Source organism: Tindallia californiensis, from assembly GCF_900107405.1.
GTDB lineage: Bacteria > Bacillota > Clostridia > Peptostreptococcales > Tindalliaceae > Tindallia > Tindallia californiensis.
The window spans coordinates 19,094-37,774 of sequence record NZ_FNPV01000009.1; the positions used below are offsets into that span (position 1 = coordinate 19,094).

Consider the following 18,681-nt stretch of genomic DNA (forward strand, 5'->3'; position numbering starts at 1 on the left):
TTCTTTTGCTTTTAATATTGCAAAAAGACGCCATCACTCCTTCTTGTGATATTGGCGCCTTTTCTTCTATTTTCATTTTTAGTCTACATGCTTAAATCTAGCTGTAAAGAATCGTAATACCGGTGATTCATAAACGAATTCTAACCCTTTTATTTTCTCACGTTCCTGATAAAGGTCAATAATGGCGTCCGCCACCACTTCTAAGTGTGCGTAGCTGTAAACCCTTCTTGGAATGGTGAGTCTAACGAGCTCAAGGGCTGGTTTGTGATGATTGCCCTCTTTATCTCTACCTGCAGATACAATGCCACGTTCCATGGTTCTTACACCTGATTTAAGATAAATTTCTGCCGCTAAGCTTTGGGCTGGAAACTTTTCCTGTTCTAAATGAGGCAAGAACTTCCTTGCGTCTAAAAATACCGCATGTCCTCCAATAGGTCGTACTACTGGAACTCCTGCTTCGATTAATTTATCTCCTAAAAACTGGACTTGTGAAATTCTGTGATGAATATAGTGATAGTCTATCGCCTCATAAATTCCTCGAGCCATGGCTTCCATATCTCTGCCAGCCAGTCCTCCATAAGACGGCATGCCTTCGTACATAACTACCATCTGTGTTGCTCTTGTATATAATTCTTCATCATTCACTGCTAAAAATCCGCCGATGTTCACAAGGCAATCTTTCTTGCCGGACATGGTGCAACCGTCACTATAGGACATCATTTCCTTCAGAATATCTGCAATGGATTTGTTCTCGTATCCAGCTTCTCTTTTTTTGATAAAATAGGCATTTTCAACGCATCGGGTTGCATCAAACATTACTTTTATATGATGTTTGCCTGCCAGTGCATAAACATCTTTAAGATTTTGCATGGAAACTGGTTGTCCACCAGCTAAATTTACTGTCACTGCCATGCAAATATAAGGTATTTTTTCGGCTCCCACTTCTTCAATGAGGGATTTCAATTTGTCCAGACAAATATTCCCTTTGAAGAGATATTCAGAATCTGAGTCATGGGCTTCATCAATAATAACATCTCTAAAGGTGCCACCATTTAGTTCCTGATGTGCTCTTGTCGTTGTAAAATACATATTTCCAGGAATATAATCTCCTGGTTTTATGGTTAATTGGGAAAGAAGGTTTTCCGCTCCCCGACCTTGATGGGTTGGAATTACATATTCGTATCCATAAACTTCTTTCACCGCTTTTAGTAAATTATAAAAGTTTTCCGAACCGGCATAGGCTTCATCGCCTAGGTTCATCCCTGCCCATTGATCGTCACTCATGGCCGTTGTTCCACTATCTGTCAGCAGATCAATGTAAACGTCTTTCGACCTTAAGAGAAAGGTATTGTATCCAGCTTCTTCAATTGCTTTTTTTCTCTGTTCCCATGTGGTTACTGCAATAGGCTCCACCACTTTTACCTTATAAGGTTCTGCAACATATTTATTCAATGCTTATTCACCTTGCTTTCTTTTAGAGTAAGTTATCTTTTCACATTACCACTCCGGCCAGTTATGCCCCCCTCTTTCCGGATCACTCGAATTTTTTAGCCAGGAATTTGTAGCAAATATATCAATCTTCTTAAAATTATAGCATATTCTGCGAATGTTTACAATTTTATTTTATCACTTAAAATAATTTAGTAAATCTTTCCCACTTAGAAAATTTATTGTCCTAAGAAAAACATCTTGGCATACACAAGATTTTACTCTTTGTTTTCTACCAGCCGATCATCTGCCAAAACTGGATTGCTTATTTCCATCTCTCGCGACAACTCTAAATTTGTTTCAAAACAAGGAAAATTATAATGATTTTATAGTATTCTTATTTATTATCTCAAAAATATCATTTTTCCTAATATTATCAATATCGATATATAGTTAGTAACATTTTTATTTCTGACATTAGTGATGTAACTTTCCTTAAACAACAAAATATTCACAAGAGATTACAAGTCCTGTGAATATTTACCATTCGTTAAAAGCAACAATGGTTTTGGGTCTGCATCTATCTAAATCCCTACTCTGCTGCCGAAACATCACTTGTTTGATTCACATAGTCTTTTATTTTCGCCACTTCTATACACTCCACGCCAGACTCTCTTGCTGAATTTGCCACATGGTTGAATAAACGCCTTTTTTTGAAAGTAATTCCTCATGATTCCCGCTCTCCACAATGCTTCCGTTTTCCAGAACAATGATTTTATCAGCATTAGCCACTGTGCGCATACGATGCGCAATCATTAATACGGTTTTGTTGCGAGTAAGTTCAGAAATAGCGACTTGTATTTTTGTTTCATTTTCAGCATCAAGAGAAGCAGTAGCTTCATCCAGCAAAACAATCGGTGCGTCTTTCAGTAGCGCTCTCGCTATTGATATGCGCTGTCTCTCTCCTCCAGAAAGAGTCTCCCCATTTTCTCCCACAACGGTGTCATATCCTTTTGAAAGTTTATGAACAAAATCGTGACATTGAGCCAACTTCGCTGCCTTCATTATTTCTTCCTCTGTTGCATCCATTTTCCCTATTTTGATATTATCTCTGATGCTAGCATTAAATAAAACAACCTCTTGAAACACAACGGAATAGCTTTTCAGCAATGTTTCCGGTTCAACGTCTTTGATGTCATAGCCGCCTAACAAAATCTTTCCTTTGTCTGTGTCCCAAAAACGAGCTGCCAGTTTTGTTGCTGTACTCTTTCCTCCACCGGAAGGACCAACCAAAGCCGTTATTTCTCCTTGCTTAGCCGTAAAGGAAATCTGCTTTATTACCTGCTTTTCATTATGATAAGAAAAATCAACATTTTTGAAGGTAATATCATAGTTCTCAGGATCAAAAATGGTCTTTCCACTTTGAGCAGGCAATGCTTCCATTTCTCTCATACGCTTAATACGAACATCCAAATAAAATAGGACTGCCAGATTGGACAGCACAATGTCCAAAGGAGAATAAATTCGTGATGCTACCATTAAAAAAATTAAATAGGTGAACAGGTCTATGCTTCCAGCTGCCATGAATTTTGCTCCTACAATGATCACGCTGACTAGTCCCAGCTTCAGAAAACTTTGTGCAATGTTAAGAAGTCCGCCCACCACTAATTCTCCACGTATAAGCTGGCTTTCGTATTGATCAATTGTTTTGTACAAGTTATTTAGGTAAGTTTTTTCTCTGTTGTAGGATTTTATTTCCTGGATTGTTTCCAAACCTTCCTGTATTTGTTCGCTTACATTTCGTTTGAACCGATAACCAGTCTTAAAGGATCTTAACTGAATTTTTTTCGATAACAGGATAATTCCTATCGCAAAAGGCGCTACCCACAATAAAGCTAATGCCAGAGGCCAATGATAAAACATCAGTCCAAGAGCCATAAAATGAACGCTGATGATGGTTGCTATCAGCTGCGGTACAGCATGCGAAAAGGTATGCTCTAAATCCGTACTGTCCTCCATGATGGTTGCCGTCAGGTCTGACAGGTTTTTGCCACTAAAAAATGCCAGCGGCAATCTTCGAAGTTTTTCAGCCAATGTTATTCTCCGGTTGGCACTTTCGTCATAAATACTAACAAAAGTGCTTTTATATTGAAAGATAGCCACCCAAAACATTATTGCCATAAATCCGATCCCAAGCAATAAATAATATCCCACTCCACGATTATTCATATCACTTGCGCCAAAGGCGATATTTAAGTACTCTTCCAAAAAAACAACCGTAAATACTACCGGTAGCATCAAAGCTATATTCAGCACTATGGACCACACAGTCCCTTTAATAAAGTCAAGAGCACCCTGATGAGACAAAGCAAATCGATTTTTCACGGCATTAATCACAATGGTTTCTCCTTTCCAATTTTCCAATCCACGGCCTTTTGATATTCTTCCCACATAGTTGAATATACATTTTCCTTTTTTAGCAAAGTTTGATGATTTCCTTGTTCAACGATTTTTCCTTCTTTCATCACTAAAATCTTATCAGCCGAAATAACGCTGTTTAATCGATGGGCAATCATGAGAACCGTCTTCCCTTCTGTTAGTTTTCGAAAAGCTTGTTGTATCAAATATTCATTCTCCGGATCCGCAAAAGCAGTAGCCTCATCCAAAATGACAATTGGTGCATCTTTCAACATAGCTCTGGCAATAATAATTCGTTGCTGCTCACCTCCTGAAAGATAGGTACCCTGGCTGCCAATCATTGTTTGATATCCATCCGGCAGCCTGTCAATTATCTCTTTGCACTGTGCCATTTCTACAGCTTTTTCTACAGCTTCCATCCTTGCTAAGGGATTTCCATAGGTTATATTTTCCAGTAGGCTGGTCTTGAAAAGACGATTATTTTGAAAAACAAAGGAAACATGTTGCATTAGCTCGTCAGGGCTAATATCCTTCACGTTTACCCCACCAATCATCACAGCTCCCTGATCAACATCCCAGAATCGAGGAATCAGTCTCGCTATGGTTGTTTTTCCGCTCCCAGAGCCTCCCACCAATGCTACCGTCTCACCTTCCGCTATATCAAAGGAAATATCTTCTACGGCCTTTTGGTTACTTTCCGGATAAGAAAAGGTTACATGATCCAATTGTATACCGTACCGTTCTATTGGTTTTGGGGTTTTCGAAACAACTAATCCTTCTGCATCAACTAGATTTTCAATTCTGTTGATAGCTTCTCTCGCCTGTCCAACGGCTTGATTCAAGTGCATACTCCGCATAATACTTTGTGCTAATGTAGGAGTGATCAGGATGTATAAAAAAAGATTGAGAATAGTCGCTTCAACATTTCCTGTATGGTTAATGATGATTATTACTACTGGTACCAGCACAAATACAAAGCTATTGATAATGACTGTATAGGCTGACATTGGTTTTTCCCACATTTTCGCATAGTTTGATACCATAGTCTTATAATCAGTAATACTTTTGTGAAAATGTTTAAAAGAAAATACGGTTTGCTGGAATACTTTTACCACCGGAATGCCCCGCACATATTCAACAGCTTCGGAATTCATATCTTCCAAATAGGTCATATACCTTTCCATAAAATATTTGCCTTTTTTCCCCATCATAAAACCCATGATAAATAGCGACATGATAATAGGAGCTAAGCAAGCCAGTCCTAATCTCCAATCAAAGACAAAGATCAATGTCACAATGGTGATCGGTATCATTAAAGTAGCTGCCAAATCTGGCATTTGATGGGCTAGAAACACATGGGTCACACCTGCATTGTCATCAATGATTTTGCGGATTCGCCCTGTCGTATTTTGATTAAAAAACCCTAAAGGCATTTCTATGACTCGTCGCATCGCTTCCTTACGCAGATTAACCTCCACCCGAAAAGCTGTTAAGTGCGAAAATGACAATGCGATAAAGTATAGAACAATGCTGGCAATTGCTGCTCCTACAGACCACCAGGCAAAAATAAGAATCAAACCAGGAGAATAATAAGATCCATTGGTAAACAGTTCTCGAATAATAAACCAAATCAGTAAATACGGTACAATTCCAGCAATTGAACTAATAGCGGCTAAAAACAAGGCTGCCGGCATTAACCCTCTGCGACCTTTCATATATGGGTTTAACTTTGCTAAGGTATCCATTTTTTTCCTCCCTTTATCATTTCCTTTATAATCTCCTTTATACAGGTTTGCTTCTTAGAAAAATCCTGTTTATCTAATAGAAGTTTTACACTTCTTCCTTTTGCATCAATAGCATTAACTCTTCTTTCATCATTTTACGCAATGAATCCTTATTTCTCATCAATCGATCCGGCTCCGGTAGGATATTCTGAAAAAAGGTAACACCGTTAATCCACCGACTCATAAACAATAATTGCTGATGTTTATCGCCCTTATTTTCTATCGCCAACCGATGACAAAGACCCTTTAGAAAAGATTGTTGTAATTGCTTATATTCAGCTTCTACCTCCGGATCAAACGGAATTAAAGACATAAAGATGGCAAAAAGTTTTCTTTCCGGCGTTGGTCGGCACATTTTGTCAATAATCGCATCTAACAGCTTATCCAACTGTTTGTGTGGACAAGTTTCTTCTTGCAGGATCTTCTGATTGATATCAATTTCCAAATAGGCTTCGTTATGATACCTCATAATGTCAAAAAGAATATCCTTTGGCCGGCGATAGTAATGGTATAATCCACCTTTAGATAAACTTGTCCGGCTGATGATATCTTCCATGGTTGCTTTGTCGTAACCTTTTTCTAAAAACACTTCTTTCCCTGCCTGCCAAATTTCCTTTTTCCTTTCTTCACTGGTTTTTCTCACTCACGTCACCCTCTCTTACCGACGCATTCGTCGGTTCACATGCAAAAAAATATTTTATTGATAATGATTTTCATTATAGCTTTCTTCTTTTTGCCTGTCAACCTCTGTTTTCTTGCGCCAAGGGATAATATCCTCCAAAACAGCTACAGTCCCTATTTTTTCACAGCCCTACCTTTTTTTCACAAAATATTGTATTATAAAGGAAAATGATATTCATTGTTGACTTCCGTCAATAATAATTCAATAAGGAGCCACTGGATATGACCACTATCAATATACTAATCGTCGATGATGATCATAATATTTGCACCATTTTAAAAACCATGCTTGAAAAGGCTGGTTATTACTGTTCTTGTGTCCACTCTGCTAAAGAAGCCTACGAAGAAATTCTGCATCAATTCTGGGATTTAGTTGTTTTAGATGTGATGCTTCCTGAATCAGACGGGTTTGAAATTTGTCGCGACCTTCGAAAAACTCATCAGATGCCGGTGCTTTTTTTAACCGCTCGAAACAATCATCAGGATATGCAAAGTGGTTATCTATCAGGAGCCGATGACTACCTTACCAAACCCTTCACAGAACAGACTCTTTTATGGAAAGTTCATGCGCTTCTTAGACGCTACCTTGTTTATGAAGGAAAGCAAACGCCTGAGCCAACCAGCAATCATCCTTCTTCTGTTCAGTCGCTGGCCAATCATTTAACGGATATCGAATACCGTATTTTACATTTTCTGGCATCTCATGTAGAGGAATGTTGTTCTATACAGACGATTTATGAAGCCGTCTGGGAGGAGGCCTACTGGGAAACATCCAGAAACACGGTAATGGTTCACATTTGTGGACTAAGAAAAAAGATTGAAGCCTTTCCTTTATTGCCATATCAAATACGAACGATCTGGGGAAAGGGGTATCAACTTGAACATGTTAAAAAGTACTATTCAAAACTCCATCCTTCATAAAGTAATTTTTCCACTGATGGCTACCATTCTCCTTTTTCTCATTGGATGGTATTTTCTAGCCAGATGGATACCTTCTGTTTACACGCTCGACAATCAAGCTGAAAGAAGATTATCCCATTATGCCATTGATTTTCAACGATTTGTTTTGGACGAAAGAATTCGTAGCACTGATGATTATCGTATCACAGTTTGGGCTGATCAAAGAAATTATCTGGTACTGGCTCCATCTTCTTCTTATGACATTGTTTCTCAACCACACGCAACCTTTACTATCGATTTTTTTGACCAATCCCAATCGGTTCGATTTCTTTATCTGACAAATATGGTTTACCGAGATAAAGCCGCTATCGGCGCTGCTGCTTTGGTGTTAGGCTTATGGATCCTTGTTACTCTCTTTTCCCTTAAAAAACAGCAACAATCCTTAGACCAGATCAAAAGTCAGTTAACGTCATTAACGGAGGGAAGGCTGGAAAGCATAGATTTTTCCTGTTCCGATAAAAAACTTTCTCCTTTGATTGATGAAACCAGGAAACTACATGCACAATTGGTTAATCATCAAGCAACAACGTTGCAATATCAAAAGATGATGGACGATATCATGGGATCTGTTTCCCATGATTTCAAGACGCCTTTAACCGCTATTGTCGGATACCTAGAACTCATGAAAACCACCTCGCCTCAAGTATCCATGTATGCTGCCACTGCTTTGACAAAAACCGACTACCTGCTTCACTTAATTGATGATGCACTCTACTATTACAACGCTTCTGCCCGCTTAGATCAAAAGGAACATGTTACGAAAGTAAACGGCGTTGACGTGTTTCGTCATTTCTCAGCTTATGTTTCCAGTGCTTTGCCGGATCATTATCGTATCCAGGAACGCTTAACGGATGATCCGGCAGAGATATGGATGGATGACTTTATGATGACACGTCTTTTTGATAACTTGCTTTCAAATCTTATGAAACATGCGGATCCTTCCTATCCTATCAAACAAATTAATTATATTGATCATGGATGGCTTGTCTTTGAGCAAAGAAACCACCGTTGCCCCAGCGCAGAGAAAAACAAAAGCACTGGTCTTGGTCTGAAAACCTGTCATCGAATCATGACCGCTCATAAAGGTGTTTTCGAAAGCCATCTCATAGGGTCTCTGTATACAACGACGTTAAAGTTTCCTTTGCATCATGAAACTTTTGAACTAACCCCGTGATCCTTTGATATGGTTTTTACAACTCGATTTTTTGAATAGTTTAGCAGGATGCAGCCTGATATGATAAAGCTTCCACCAATAAGCACGAAAGAACTAGGTACTTCTTTCCACAGGAGAAATCCCCAGATTCCGTTAAAAACAATGCCCACATATCGTACAACCGTAACCAGAAAAGCATTTTCATGAGTAAAAGCTCTTGTCAAGTATATCTGTGCCAGTAACGAAATAACTCCAATAAAAATCAGCGCTATCCATTGGTCAACCGATGGCCACACAAACTCTTTTATCATCAGTGGAAAAGATGTGATGCTGGCCATCAACATAAAGTAAAAAATAATTTCTGTGGATGGATGTCCCTCTTGTCCAAGATAGCGAATGCTAACAGCGGATGCACCTGCAAAAAGAGCAGCCAGTATTCCCGCTATGGCCCACAGGGTAAAGGAAGTAAAGTTCCAAGGAGCAATGGCCGTAATCGCTCCGATGATAATAACAGAAATAGCAATCTTAGTTCCCGGCAAACCTTTTTCTTTCAACAACACACGAGAAATAATGTATACAAATAATGGTGATAAGTTTACTAAAATCATTGTGTCGATTAAGGGAAGTTTTGATAATGTCAAAAAGTAGGCTATCATATAGAATCCTCCAAGCATGCCTCTTAAAACGAGGATTTTCCTATTATGCTTTGATAAGCTAATCTTTTCTTTTTTCATAATCATGCTTACAATTATTAGTCCTATGATACTTCTAAAAAAAACAATTTGATGGGAAGAAACAGAGGCCGATGTTGCTTTAACTAGAACGTTCATAAAACTAAAGGTCAATGATGAAGCCACCGCATAATAAATTCCAGTATTAGGCTTTTCCAATACTTATCCCACCGCCTTACTGGGTTTCACTGGCGTTACCGTCATGAATCCGCTGCTGTTGGTGCTGACATCCACTTCTACCTGGTAGGCTTTTTCAAGAAGTTTTATGTCCAAAACCGCTTCCGGCTTTCCTTTTTTTACAGCATACCCTTCGTTTAATAGGATCATTTCATCGCTGTAACGAGCAGCTAAAGCCAGATCATGTAAAACAATCACCGTAATTCCCTGAGTTTCAGTACAATACTGTTTTGCAATTTCCAACACCTGTAATTGATGTTTTAAGTCCAGTGCACTAGTAGGCTCATCCAAAAGCAAGACCTTAGGGTTTGAAACAAGAGCCTGAGCCATAATGACCATTTGTTTTTGTCCCCCGCTCAGTTTAGAAAAGGCTTGCAAACTCAAAGCTTCCAAGCCTAACTTTTCTAAAATATCTGCCACAGCTTCTAAGTGAACGGATTCTACTTTCCAGGATAAATCTTTCACCCTGCCCAGCAAAACCATTTCAAATACGGATAAGTCTGTCTGCATCGAACTGGTTTGAGGAACATAAGCAATCTGGCTTTTGTCCACTTTTTTTCCTTGCTCATCCACAATATCAATATTTCCTTGATAGGTGTTCAATTTTGCAATAGCCTTAATTAATGTTGTTTTTCCAGTTCCATTAGGTCCAATAACCGCTACCAGTTCTCCACCTCGAAATTCAGCAGAAACCGACTTCAGTACTTCTTTTTGCTGAAAAGAAACGGCTACTTGACTAAGCTTCATTTGCATCACGAGGACACCCTCCTTAAAATCATATAGCATAAAAACGGAACCCCTATTAAAGCGGTTACGATGCCAATGGGAATAATAATGCCGGGCACTACTATTTTCGATACAATCGAAGCGGCTGCCATCAATAGTACGCCCATCATCGATGCCATGGGTGCTAAATAACGCTGATCTTCCCCTACCAGCATACGAGCAAAATGAGGAGAAACCAGCCCTACAAACCCAATTGTTCCAACAAAAGAGACAGCTCCCGCTGTTAAAAAAGCACTGATTACAAAAACGTGCAATCGCAACCGGTCAGTATCAATCCCTAAGCTTTTCGCTCTTTCTTCTCCTGCGGAAAGTGCCGTAAGGCGCCATGCGTACCGTGTCAGAATAAAGGCACATATCATAAAAATAGCTCCGCTCACAAATACCCCTGTCCAAGAAGATTTCAAAAGGCTGCCGAACATCCAGTACACAATTTGACCTGCAACCTCCGGAGTCGATCGAAACTGCACCAATGAAAGCAGTGCTTGAAAAAGAAAGTGAATAACAATCCCAAAGAGAATCATGGATTGTGCCTGCATCCCTTTGATACGACCGATATAATAAATGGATAAGGTTGAAATCATTGTCATGACAAAAGCAATGACCGGTGCATTCACCCAGCTAAAGGAACCTCCAAAGGGAAATCCTGTAATAAAGGCAATGGCTGCTCCAAAACCTGCCGCAGAAGACACGCCTAAGGTATAGGGGCTTGCCAGCGGATTAGATAAAATGGTTTGCATCTGGCAACCGGCCAAACCCAAAGAAGCACCTACGCATAAACAAATTAATGTCATCGGGAGTCTAACGTTCCATATAATTGCCGTTAGAATACTGTCGCCCCCAGGTCCATTTAGTAACCCTTCGATTACTTCCTGCAAGCCAATTCCAGATGCTCCTACCATCAGGTCTGCCATCAACACTATAATGATCGACACTAACGTAACACCAAAAATAATACGCCGCTTCCCTGCGATCTGATGATAGGTTGCTACACCCCTAGCTTTCATACTTCACCATAAATGTCCCTTCCGGGGTAACTGGTAAATATTGTTTGTAAAAATCCTCAAGATTCTCTAGTGGGTCAATATCTTCAAACAATTCCGGATAAATAGATTTTGCGATAAATTGTAAATAGACAAAATCATACACACTTCTTAACCCTGCATGATCTACGGCATAAACATCCCCTTGCTCAATAGCTTTTATCCTTCCCCAGCCTGGTCGCTTCGTATAGGGCTCAATTCTTTCCATGGTTTCTTCCGGCTGCACATCAAACCCGACCTTGACTCTGTTCCCTGTATCATTTACCCAACGAGATCCTGCCAGAAAGATAACTTCCGGATTTTCTGTCAAAATATACTCCGGACTTAAAGCACCAAAACTTTCAATGCGATCCGCTGCAATATTATTGCCTCCTGCCATCATCACAAGACTACCCCACATATAAGGTCCATAGCTGTTCCCATATTCTTGAGCACCAAGATTTCCCAACTCTACATACACCTTTTTCTTTTCGTCTTCTGTTAGTGATTCCACCCGCTCCATTACTTCTAAAACTGATTCTTGATAAAGTTTATTAATTTCGGCCGCCCTTTGTTCATTACCTGTCACTAATCCAATAATCTGAGTGCTTTCCAGATGACTTTCCAATTGCTGTGCATTATAATCCACCACTACTACGGTGATTCCGGATTCTTCAAGCTTATGAATATTCTCTCCCAAGGTCTCATATTGAAAAGGAGCTAAAATGGCCACATCCGGCTTTAAGCTCAAGGTAGCTTCCATGCTGAAGGATCCTTTGTACACAGAACCCGTATCAATAATATTTTCTAAATGATCCACGGCTGATTCATAGGCCATATACTGAGCATTAAAGAAATCTTCCCATTCTCCTTTTGCAATGCATACCACGTTATCAAAGCTACCGTTAATGGCGTAATAGCTTTCGGCATAAAATCCTAAAAAGACTCTTTCAGCAACATCTTCCAACACCACTTCACGTCCAGCTAAATCTGTAAACTGAATATCACGGCTCGTCTCTTCTTCCACTAGGGAAACCGTCTCTGCTTCCTGTGCTGTTTCTTCTGATATCGTTGCCTGCTCTGTACCGCATCCAAATAATAAAAAGCAAATCATTATCCCTATCATTAGGATTCCTTTCTTTTTATGTCTTCTCACTTTTAACGCCTCCTAAATAGTCATTATTTTTCTTTCGCTATTTAGCCTAATCTAAAAAGAGAGAAAGGTCAATGATATTCATTATCACTTAATATTTCTTAAGGTTTTTCTTTTAGGCACAAAAAAGACAGAAGCATCATGCCTCCGCCTTTATCGTTGTATTTACCTTTATATTTGTTAACCCGTTACACTCCTATAAACCTCTTCCAGGCTAATCTTTTCCTCCAGTACTTGCTGATAAAGAGCTTTCATTTCCTTTTCATCCAGTAATGCCATAAAGCCCTTGATTCCCATAAAACGACGAACGAAATCATTTGCTGGTCGAAGGATTAAATCTTCCTTGGTTCCCGTCTGTTCGATAATTCCTTTGTTCATCAGCACAATCCGGCTGCCCAGTTTGACGGCTTCTTGGATGTCATGGGTTACAAAGATAATCGTGCATTTTAAATGCTGATGGATTTTCAGTAATTCATCCTGCAGTAGGCTTCGGGTTTGTTCATCCACAGCGCCGAAGGGTTCGTCCATCAGAATAATTTCCGGACTGGCCGCCAGGGCTCTGGCCACTCCTACCCGCTGACGCTGACCACCACTTAGTTCTCTTGGATAACGATTCAGAAATTCCCGGGGCAGACCCACCAGCTCCACCAACTCTTCTGCTCGCTGACGTTGTTTGGATTTTTGAATATCCTGTAGAGAAAGAACATAGGCCACGTTGTTCATCACCGTCATATGAGGGAATAGTCCAATTTGCTGAATAACGTATCCAATTTCCCGACGGAGAGTGACAATATCCCATTCACTCAGTAGTCGTCCTCTGATCCAAACATGGCCTGTGTCAAAAGAAACCATCCGGTTAATGATTTTCAGTAACGTGGTTTTGCCACAACCGGATTCTCCCAACAGGGTGAGAAATTCTCCTTTTTCTACTTTCAAATCCAGTCCCTTCAGCACATCGCCTTCATCGCCGTAGGCTTTTGTGACTTTCTGAAATTCAATGACAGCCATTTACAGCAGTCCCTTCTCCCGCAAGAAATCTTCAGCCACTTTGGCTGGATCTTCATTTTTTATTTCTACGGCATAGTTCATAGCAATCATTTCTTCGTTTGGAATTAGTCCTGTTAGCTTTTCCAGAACCTCTTCCAGTTCCGGATAGCCATCCAAGGTTTCCTGGCGAATCAGCGTAGCGCCATCATAGAACACAAAGAAATTTTTATCATCCTCTAGCAATACTACATTGGCATCCTGTAACTGACCATCTGTAGAAAAAACGGTAATCGCATCAATATCATCACTTTGAATCGACTGGTAACGAAGGCCGATATCTATTTCTTTTATATCCCCGAAGGCGAAACCATAGGTTTCTTCCAGTCCCGGATATCCATCCTCTCGTTCCAGAAAATCTGCGTTAGCGGCAAAAGTCAATTCAGAGCTGACTTCTCCCAGATCGGAAAGCGTCTGTAAATCATAGGCTTCTGCGGCTTCCGGCGTCACAGCAATGCTGTAGGTATTATTCAAGCCGTAACGACCAGACCAATGAATGCCATATTCTTCCCTATAAGAGGTCTTTACGGCTTCATAGAGCTCATCCGGATCCCGAAGCACTTCTTCTTTTAATACAAATAACCAGCCTGTACCCGTATATTCCGGATATAAATCAATTTCACCATTTTCCATAGCCGGATGAATGTTGGAGGTCCCTCCGCCGATTCCCAGGGTTTGTTCCACTTCAATATCTGTTTCTGCTTCGATCAGCAGCGTCAGAATTTCTGCCAGAATATATTGTTCTGTCATCGGCTTGCTGGCCAATACCACTTTTTTCGGTTCTTCCTCTTCTTTGTCCGAAGACCCACCGCAAGCTGTCAATAATCCTGCTGCCAGCGTGACCATAAGCACCATGATGATGATTTGATAGGATGCTTTTCCTTTACTTGAAGAATGAATACTCTCTAGGTTGCGCCTATTATTTTTTTTCTTGATTCGATTCATTTTATTTTCCTCCTTCTCCTAAAAATCGATGTCGTATCAGTTTTTCAAAAGCTTCCAACAAATAATCAGCCATAATCGCCAACGCAGCAATTAACAAACTTCCAGCAATGGTCATTTCCGGAAAATTGGTGGAAATACCGCGCCAAATGGCTCGTCCCATGCCTCCGGCACCAATAAAGGATGCAATTCCTCCCAAAGCGATGGTCATCACCACCATGGTGCGAAACCCGCTGAAAATCACTGGAAAGGCCAGGGGCAACTGAATCCGATAGAGCAATTGCCAGGGAGTACTGCCCATACCAACGGCTGCTTCCACTACCTCTCTATCCACTTCTTTTAGACCGGTATAGGTGCTGCGGATCATCGGAAGCAGTCCATACAATACAATGGCGGTTAAGGCACTTTTCAGTCCTATTCCCGTTAAGGATACCAATACGCCAAAGAGGGCGATCGAGGGAATGGTATATAAAAAACTGGTGACTCTGAGAACTCCGCCTGCCAGCCAACGATTCCGGGTCATCAGGATTCCAACCGTCAGCCCGATGATCGTAATGAAAGCAACGGCAATCATCGTTATATATAGATGCTGAATGAACAGCTCCACAAAAAAAGAAGACCGTTCCCGATACAAGGCAAAAATGCGAAAAATCATCCTTCTCCCCCTTCTCTGTTAAGCTTTTTAGATAATACCCGATTCCTTGGGTTTCACACAGGCTAATTCTCTTTCACCATAAAAAACACAGAAGAAAAAACCTATCGATTCATATCGATAGGTTTTTTGATCTCATTTACCACCATAAAACAAAAGAAGTTTTATCTTTTCTTAAGCGGTTTCTTTCTTGTAAAAAGAGTCTACAATAATAGCAATGGCACCGTCTCCTGTAACGTTGCAAGCGGTTCCAAAACTATCCTGCGCCATGTAAAGGCCGATCATAAGACCGATTTGTGCTTCTGTAAATCCAAGGATAGAAGAAAGCAGTCCCAGAGCCGCCATAACCGCACCACCAGGAACACCCGGTGCCGCAACCATGGTAACGCCTAACAATAAAATAAAGGGTAAATATTCGGAAAAATTAGGGCTTAATCCATTCATTGCCAACACCGCAACGGAACACGCCACTAAAGTCATTGTACTTCCAGCCAGATGAATGGTAGCTGATAGAGGAATCACAAAATCCGCCACTCGCTCAGAAATAGAATTAGTTTTAGCGCTTCTTAAGGTTACCGGAATCGTTGCTGCACTAGACATGGTTCCTAGCGCCGTGGCATAGGCTGGTAACATATTTTTCAGAGATGTAAATGGATTTTTTCCACTGCGCATTCCTGCCACTAAATAAATCGCGATCAAATAAGCAATATGCATCGCAAGAATTAACACAAAGACCTGTGCAAATACACCTAGAGTCGCAAAAGCGTCTCCTTCAGCTGCCATGTTGGCAAAAATACCTGCGATATAAACAGGAAGTAATGGAATAATCACATTTTTAATAAACAAAACAATGATGGAACGGAATTCTTCCATAAAATTAAACAATGTTGTTTTCGCTTCTTGATGACGAAGGAAGTTGATTCCCAGGCCAAAAATAAAAGCGGTGATCAATGCGGTCATAACACCCATAATCGGAGGAATATCCAACTCAAGAATCGGTTGAATTCCTGTAGATTCTGTTGCAACCACACCTTCTGTCACAATGGCTGGAATGATTAGGCTAGAGATAATAAATGCCGCAATACCAGCTGCCACTGTGGATGCATAAGCAATGGCTGCCGTAGCACCTAACAATTTCCCTGCCTTTTCGCCTAACTCAGCAATTCCCGGAATAATAAATCCGATAATGATGAGCGGTACAATGTAACCAAGTAGTTGTCCGAAAATTTGTGTGAAGGTGTAAAGCACACGTCCTACATGGTCCGGCATGGTGAGGCCAATAATAACCCCGACAATAATACCGATGATGAGTTTGGGAATGAGTCCCATGTTCTTCATAATTCCTTGCCCCTTTCAAAAATAATTTTATTTTGCTTAAACCACCAGCTTTCACTGGTGGTATTAGCCAGAAAACAGTATTATGCCTTTAAGAACTTGTCATAGGATTGTTGAAAAGCTTCCAAAGCCTGATCCAACTCTTCACGACTATGAGCTGCTGAAATCTGAGTTCGGATACGGGCTTTTCCTTTTGGTACTACCGGGAAGAAGAAGCCTATCACGTATAAACCACGGGTTAATAAATCATCCGCCATTTTTTGTGCCAATACAGCGTCTCCCAACATGACGGGAACAATCGGATGATCTCCCGGAATGGTAGTGTAGCCAATTTCAGACAGACGCTCCCGGAAATAACGGGTATTTTCATGGACCCGATCCCGATATTCCGTAGACTCAGAAAGTAGCTTTAATACTTCTAAAGAAGCCGCCGCAATGGCCGGCGCTAAGGTGTTAGAGAAAAGATAAGGACGGCTACGCTGGCGTAGCAAATCAATGATCTCTTTACGACCACTGGTATAACCGCCACTGGCGCCTCCCAGTGCTTTGCCAAGGGTTCCTGTGATGATATCCACTCGCTCCATCACGTCACAATGCTCATGGGTTCCACGACCTTTTTTTCCCATAAATCCAACAGCATGGCTGTCATCTACCATTACCATGGCTCCGTATTGATCCGCTAAATCACAGATACCTTTTAGGTCCGCCACAATGCCGTCCATGGAAAAAACGCCATCCGTAGCAATCAGTGTGATCCCATCTTTTTGCCGTTCTTTCAGTTTAGCTTCCAGATCTTCTAAATTGTTGTTTTTGTAGATTAATTTTTTTGCTTTACAAAGCCGCATTCCGTCAATAATGCTGGCATGATTCAGTTCATCACTGATAATCGTATCTTTTTCTCCCAGAATGGTTTCAAAGAGTCCACCATTAGCATCGAAGCAAGAGGAATACAGAATCGTATCCTCTGTTCCCAGAAAAGAAGTCAGGCTGGCTTCCAACTCTTTATGAACCGCCTGAGTTCCACAAATAAACCTTACAGAGGAAAGGCCATATCCCCATTGCTCATAACTGCTTTTAGCCGCCTCCATAACACGTGGATGGCTGGAAAGTCCCAGGTAGTTATTGGCACATAAATTAATCACATTTTCTTCCTGGGTGGTGTTGATTCGAGAGTCTTGAGGGCCAGATATAATCCGCTCTTCTTTCCAGAGTCCCTGCTCTTTTATCTCAGCAAGTATATTATTGTAATGCTTTTTTTGATCGGTTGTATACATCATACGCTTCCTTTCTATTTCAAATTCTATTTTGGTTCACTTTTCATTCAATGGTTTTATGATTAGATCCTTTCATCACATTCGAATCTACTTTTATAAGCCTAGTCTTCCCAGTTTAACACAATCTTACCGGAGTTTCCAGATGCCATTAACTCGAAGGCTTTTTCAAATTCAGTGTAATGAAAATGATGGGTAATGACTGGTGAAATATCTAGGCCTGATTGAATCATGGCCGTCATTTTATACCAGGTTTCATACATTTCTCTTCCATAAATTCCTTTTAGGGTAAGGCCGTTAAAGACAATGGTATTCCAGTCAATTTTTGTATCCGGTTGCTGGATTCCCAGTACGGCAATTTTGCCACCATGACACATGGTCTGAATCATACTGTGGAAGGCGGAAGCATTTCCGGACATTTCCAGTCCCACATCAAATCCTTCCTTCATGCCAAGGTCTTTCATCACGTCTTCCACTTTCGTATTTTGAACATTAACGGCTCGGGTAACGCCCATTTTCCGGGCCAAATCCAGTCGATATTCATTCACATCTGTAATGACTACATGACGGGCACCTGCATGTCGGACAACCGCTGCCGCCATAATGCCGATAGGCCCAGCGCCTGTAATCAAAACATCTTCCCCTAATACATCAAAGCTAAGGGCCGTATGCACCGCATTGCCTAATGGATCAAAGCAACTAAGCACATCCAAAGGAATGGACGGATCGCAGTGCCACACATTAGTAACAGGAATGGAAAGGTATTCCGCAAAGGCACCGGAACGATTCACGCCTACTCCACTGGTGTTCATGCAAAGATGACGCCGACCCGCCAGACAGTTACGACAACGCCCACATACTAAATGGCCTTCTCCGGAGACAATTTCTCCTATCTGAACATCATGAACATTTTCTCCCATAGCCACCACTTCGCCTACAAATTCATGACCAATGGTCATCGGTACAGGGATTGTTTTCTGAGACCAGTCATCCCACTGATAAATGTGGACGTCTGTACCACATACAGAGGTTTGTTTGATTTTAATTAATACGTCATTTTTCCCAACTTCTGGTTCCGGAACATCTTCCAACCAGATTCCAGGGCTACGATGTTTTTTTACAAGGGCTTTCATTGGCAAATCACTCC

General features: G+C 40.8%; 16 protein-coding genes. 2 read left to right on the forward strand and 14 right to left on the reverse strand.

All coding sequences use genetic code 11. From position 1 onward, the window contains the following. Positions 1-78: 78 nt before the first annotated feature. The 4 genes from BLV55_RS12000 to BLV55_RS12015 all read right to left on the reverse strand — a co-directional run bounded on the left by BLV55_RS12000 (position 79) and on the right by BLV55_RS12015 (position 6,273). The gene (locus BLV55_RS12000) at positions 79-1,452 is read right to left on the reverse strand and encodes a tyrosine phenol-lyase (RefSeq protein WP_093314778.1); all 1,374 of its coding nucleotides are present in this window, start codon (positions 1,450-1,452) and stop codon (positions 79-81) included. A gap of 627 nt (positions 1,453-2,079) precedes the next feature. Then, positions 2,080-3,852, reverse strand: a complete 1,773-nt coding sequence (locus tag BLV55_RS12005; protein ID WP_242870120.1) for an ABC transporter ATP-binding protein — start codon at positions 3,850-3,852, stop codon at positions 2,080-2,082. Next, the gene (locus BLV55_RS12010; protein ID WP_093314780.1) at positions 3,822-5,591 is read right to left on the reverse strand and encodes an ABC transporter ATP-binding protein; all 1,770 of its coding nucleotides are present in this window, start codon (positions 5,589-5,591) and stop codon (positions 3,822-3,824) included. Before BLV55_RS12010 ends, BLV55_RS12005 begins: the two co-directional genes overlap by 31 nt. 85 nt (positions 5,592-5,676) lie before the next feature. Further along, complete coding sequence (locus BLV55_RS12015) at positions 5,677-6,273, reverse strand: TetR/AcrR family transcriptional regulator (protein ID WP_093314782.1); 597 nt, start codon at positions 6,271-6,273, stop codon at positions 5,677-5,679. Positions 6,274-6,533: 260 nt separating this feature from the next. Here BLV55_RS12015 and BLV55_RS12020 point away from each other — a divergent pair, with 260 nt between their 5' ends. Together BLV55_RS12020 and BLV55_RS12025 are read left to right on the forward strand one after the other, a co-directional pair. Continuing rightward, positions 6,534-7,232, forward strand: coding sequence for a response regulator transcription factor (locus BLV55_RS12020; RefSeq protein WP_093314784.1), 699 nt, complete (start codon positions 6,534-6,536; stop codon positions 7,230-7,232). Continuing rightward, positions 7,195-8,445 (forward strand): sensor histidine kinase, encoded by a 1,251-nt coding sequence (locus BLV55_RS12025; protein WP_093314786.1) that lies wholly within the window; start codon positions 7,195-7,197, stop codon positions 8,443-8,445. Before BLV55_RS12020 ends, BLV55_RS12025 begins: the two co-directional genes overlap by 38 nt. Here the strand turns inward: BLV55_RS12025 and BLV55_RS12030 are convergent. From BLV55_RS12030 to tdh, 10 genes are all read right to left on the reverse strand, one after another. Further along, positions 8,418-9,314: a DMT family transporter gene (locus BLV55_RS12030; protein WP_093314788.1), complete on the reverse strand. Its 897-nt coding sequence runs from the start codon at positions 9,312-9,314 to the stop codon at positions 8,418-8,420. The genes BLV55_RS12025 and BLV55_RS12030 overlap by 28 nt on opposite strands. Before the next feature lie 3 nt (positions 9,315-9,317). Beyond that, positions 9,318-10,085, reverse strand: a complete 768-nt coding sequence (locus BLV55_RS12035; protein ID WP_242870125.1) for an ABC transporter ATP-binding protein — start codon at positions 10,083-10,085, stop codon at positions 9,318-9,320. Next, positions 10,085-11,122 carry a FecCD family ABC transporter permease gene (locus BLV55_RS12040; protein WP_093314792.1) on the reverse strand — a complete coding sequence of 346 codons (1,038 nt, stop codon included), beginning with the start codon at positions 11,120-11,122 and terminating at the stop codon, positions 10,085-10,087. Before BLV55_RS12040 ends, BLV55_RS12035 begins: the two co-directional genes overlap by 1 nt. Continuing rightward, complete coding sequence (locus tag BLV55_RS12045) at positions 11,112-12,293, reverse strand: ABC transporter substrate-binding protein (protein WP_207646076.1); 1,182 nt, start codon at positions 12,291-12,293, stop codon at positions 11,112-11,114. Before BLV55_RS12045 ends, BLV55_RS12040 begins: the two co-directional genes overlap by 11 nt. A 177-nt stretch (positions 12,294-12,470) precedes the next feature. Beyond that, positions 12,471-13,298: an ATP-binding cassette domain-containing protein gene (locus BLV55_RS12050; protein ID WP_093314794.1), complete on the reverse strand. Its 828-nt coding sequence runs from the start codon at positions 13,296-13,298 to the stop codon at positions 12,471-12,473. Beyond that, positions 13,299-14,279, reverse strand: coding sequence for a glycine betaine ABC transporter substrate-binding protein (locus tag BLV55_RS14795; RefSeq protein ID WP_242870121.1), 981 nt, complete (start codon positions 14,277-14,279; stop codon positions 13,299-13,301). A 1-nt stretch (position 14,280) separates the two neighbouring features. Continuing rightward, positions 14,281-14,931 (reverse strand): ABC transporter permease, encoded by a 651-nt coding sequence (locus tag BLV55_RS14800; protein ID WP_242870122.1) that lies wholly within the window; start codon positions 14,929-14,931, stop codon positions 14,281-14,283. A 171-nt stretch (positions 14,932-15,102) separates the two neighbouring features. Next, entirely contained in the window at positions 15,103-16,266 is a 1,164-nt protein-coding gene (locus BLV55_RS12060) for a dicarboxylate/amino acid:cation symporter (protein WP_093314796.1), read from the reverse strand. Between the two features lie 80 nt (positions 16,267-16,346). After that, positions 16,347-17,537 carry a glycine C-acetyltransferase gene (locus BLV55_RS12065; RefSeq protein WP_093314798.1) on the reverse strand — a complete coding sequence of 397 codons (1,191 nt, stop codon included), beginning with the start codon at positions 17,535-17,537 and terminating at the stop codon, positions 16,347-16,349. Positions 17,538-17,638: 101 nt separating this feature from the next. Then, positions 17,639-18,667, reverse strand: a complete 1,029-nt coding sequence (gene tdh, locus BLV55_RS12070; RefSeq protein ID WP_093314800.1) for an L-threonine 3-dehydrogenase — start codon at positions 18,665-18,667, stop codon at positions 17,639-17,641. Between the last annotated feature and the right edge of the window lie 14 nt (positions 18,668-18,681).

Bases quoted from the DNA above. Each gene is read 5' to 3' on its own strand.
- BLV55_RS12010 (WP_093314780.1), bottom strand. From the start codon at position 5,591: ATGGATACCTTAGCAAAGTTAAACCCATATATGAAAGGTCGCAGAGGG.
- BLV55_RS12020 (WP_093314784.1), top strand. From the start codon at position 6,534: ATGACCACTATCAATATACTAATCGTCGATGATGATCATAATATTTGC.
- BLV55_RS12025 (WP_093314786.1), top strand. From the start codon at position 7,195: ATGTTAAAAAGTACTATTCAAAACTCCATCCTTCATAAAGTAATTTTT.
- BLV55_RS12035 (WP_242870125.1), bottom strand. From the start codon at position 10,085: ATGCAAATGAAGCTTAGTCAAGTAGCCGTTTCTTTTCAGCAAAAAGAA.
- BLV55_RS12040 (WP_093314792.1), bottom strand. From the start codon at position 11,122: ATGAAAGCTAGGGGTGTAGCAACCTATCATCAGATCGCAGGGAAGCGG.
- BLV55_RS12050 (WP_093314794.1), bottom strand. From the start codon at position 13,298: ATGGCTGTCATTGAATTTCAGAAAGTCACAAAAGCCTACGGCGATGAA.
- BLV55_RS14795 (WP_242870121.1), bottom strand. From the start codon at position 14,279: ATGAATCGAATCAAGAAAAAAAATAATAGGCGCAACCTAGAGAGTATT.
- BLV55_RS14800 (WP_242870122.1), bottom strand. From the start codon at position 14,931: ATGATTTTTCGCATTTTTGCCTTGTATCGGGAACGGTCTTCTTTTTTT.
- BLV55_RS12060 (WP_093314796.1), bottom strand. From the start codon at position 16,266: ATGAAGAACATGGGACTCATTCCCAAACTCATCATCGGTATTATTGTC.
- BLV55_RS12065 (WP_093314798.1), bottom strand. From the start codon at position 17,537: ATGTATACAACCGATCAAAAAAAGCATTACAATAATATACTTGCTGAG.
- tdh (WP_093314800.1), bottom strand. From the start codon at position 18,667: ATGAAAGCCCTTGTAAAAAAACATCGTAGCCCTGGAATCTGGTTGGAA.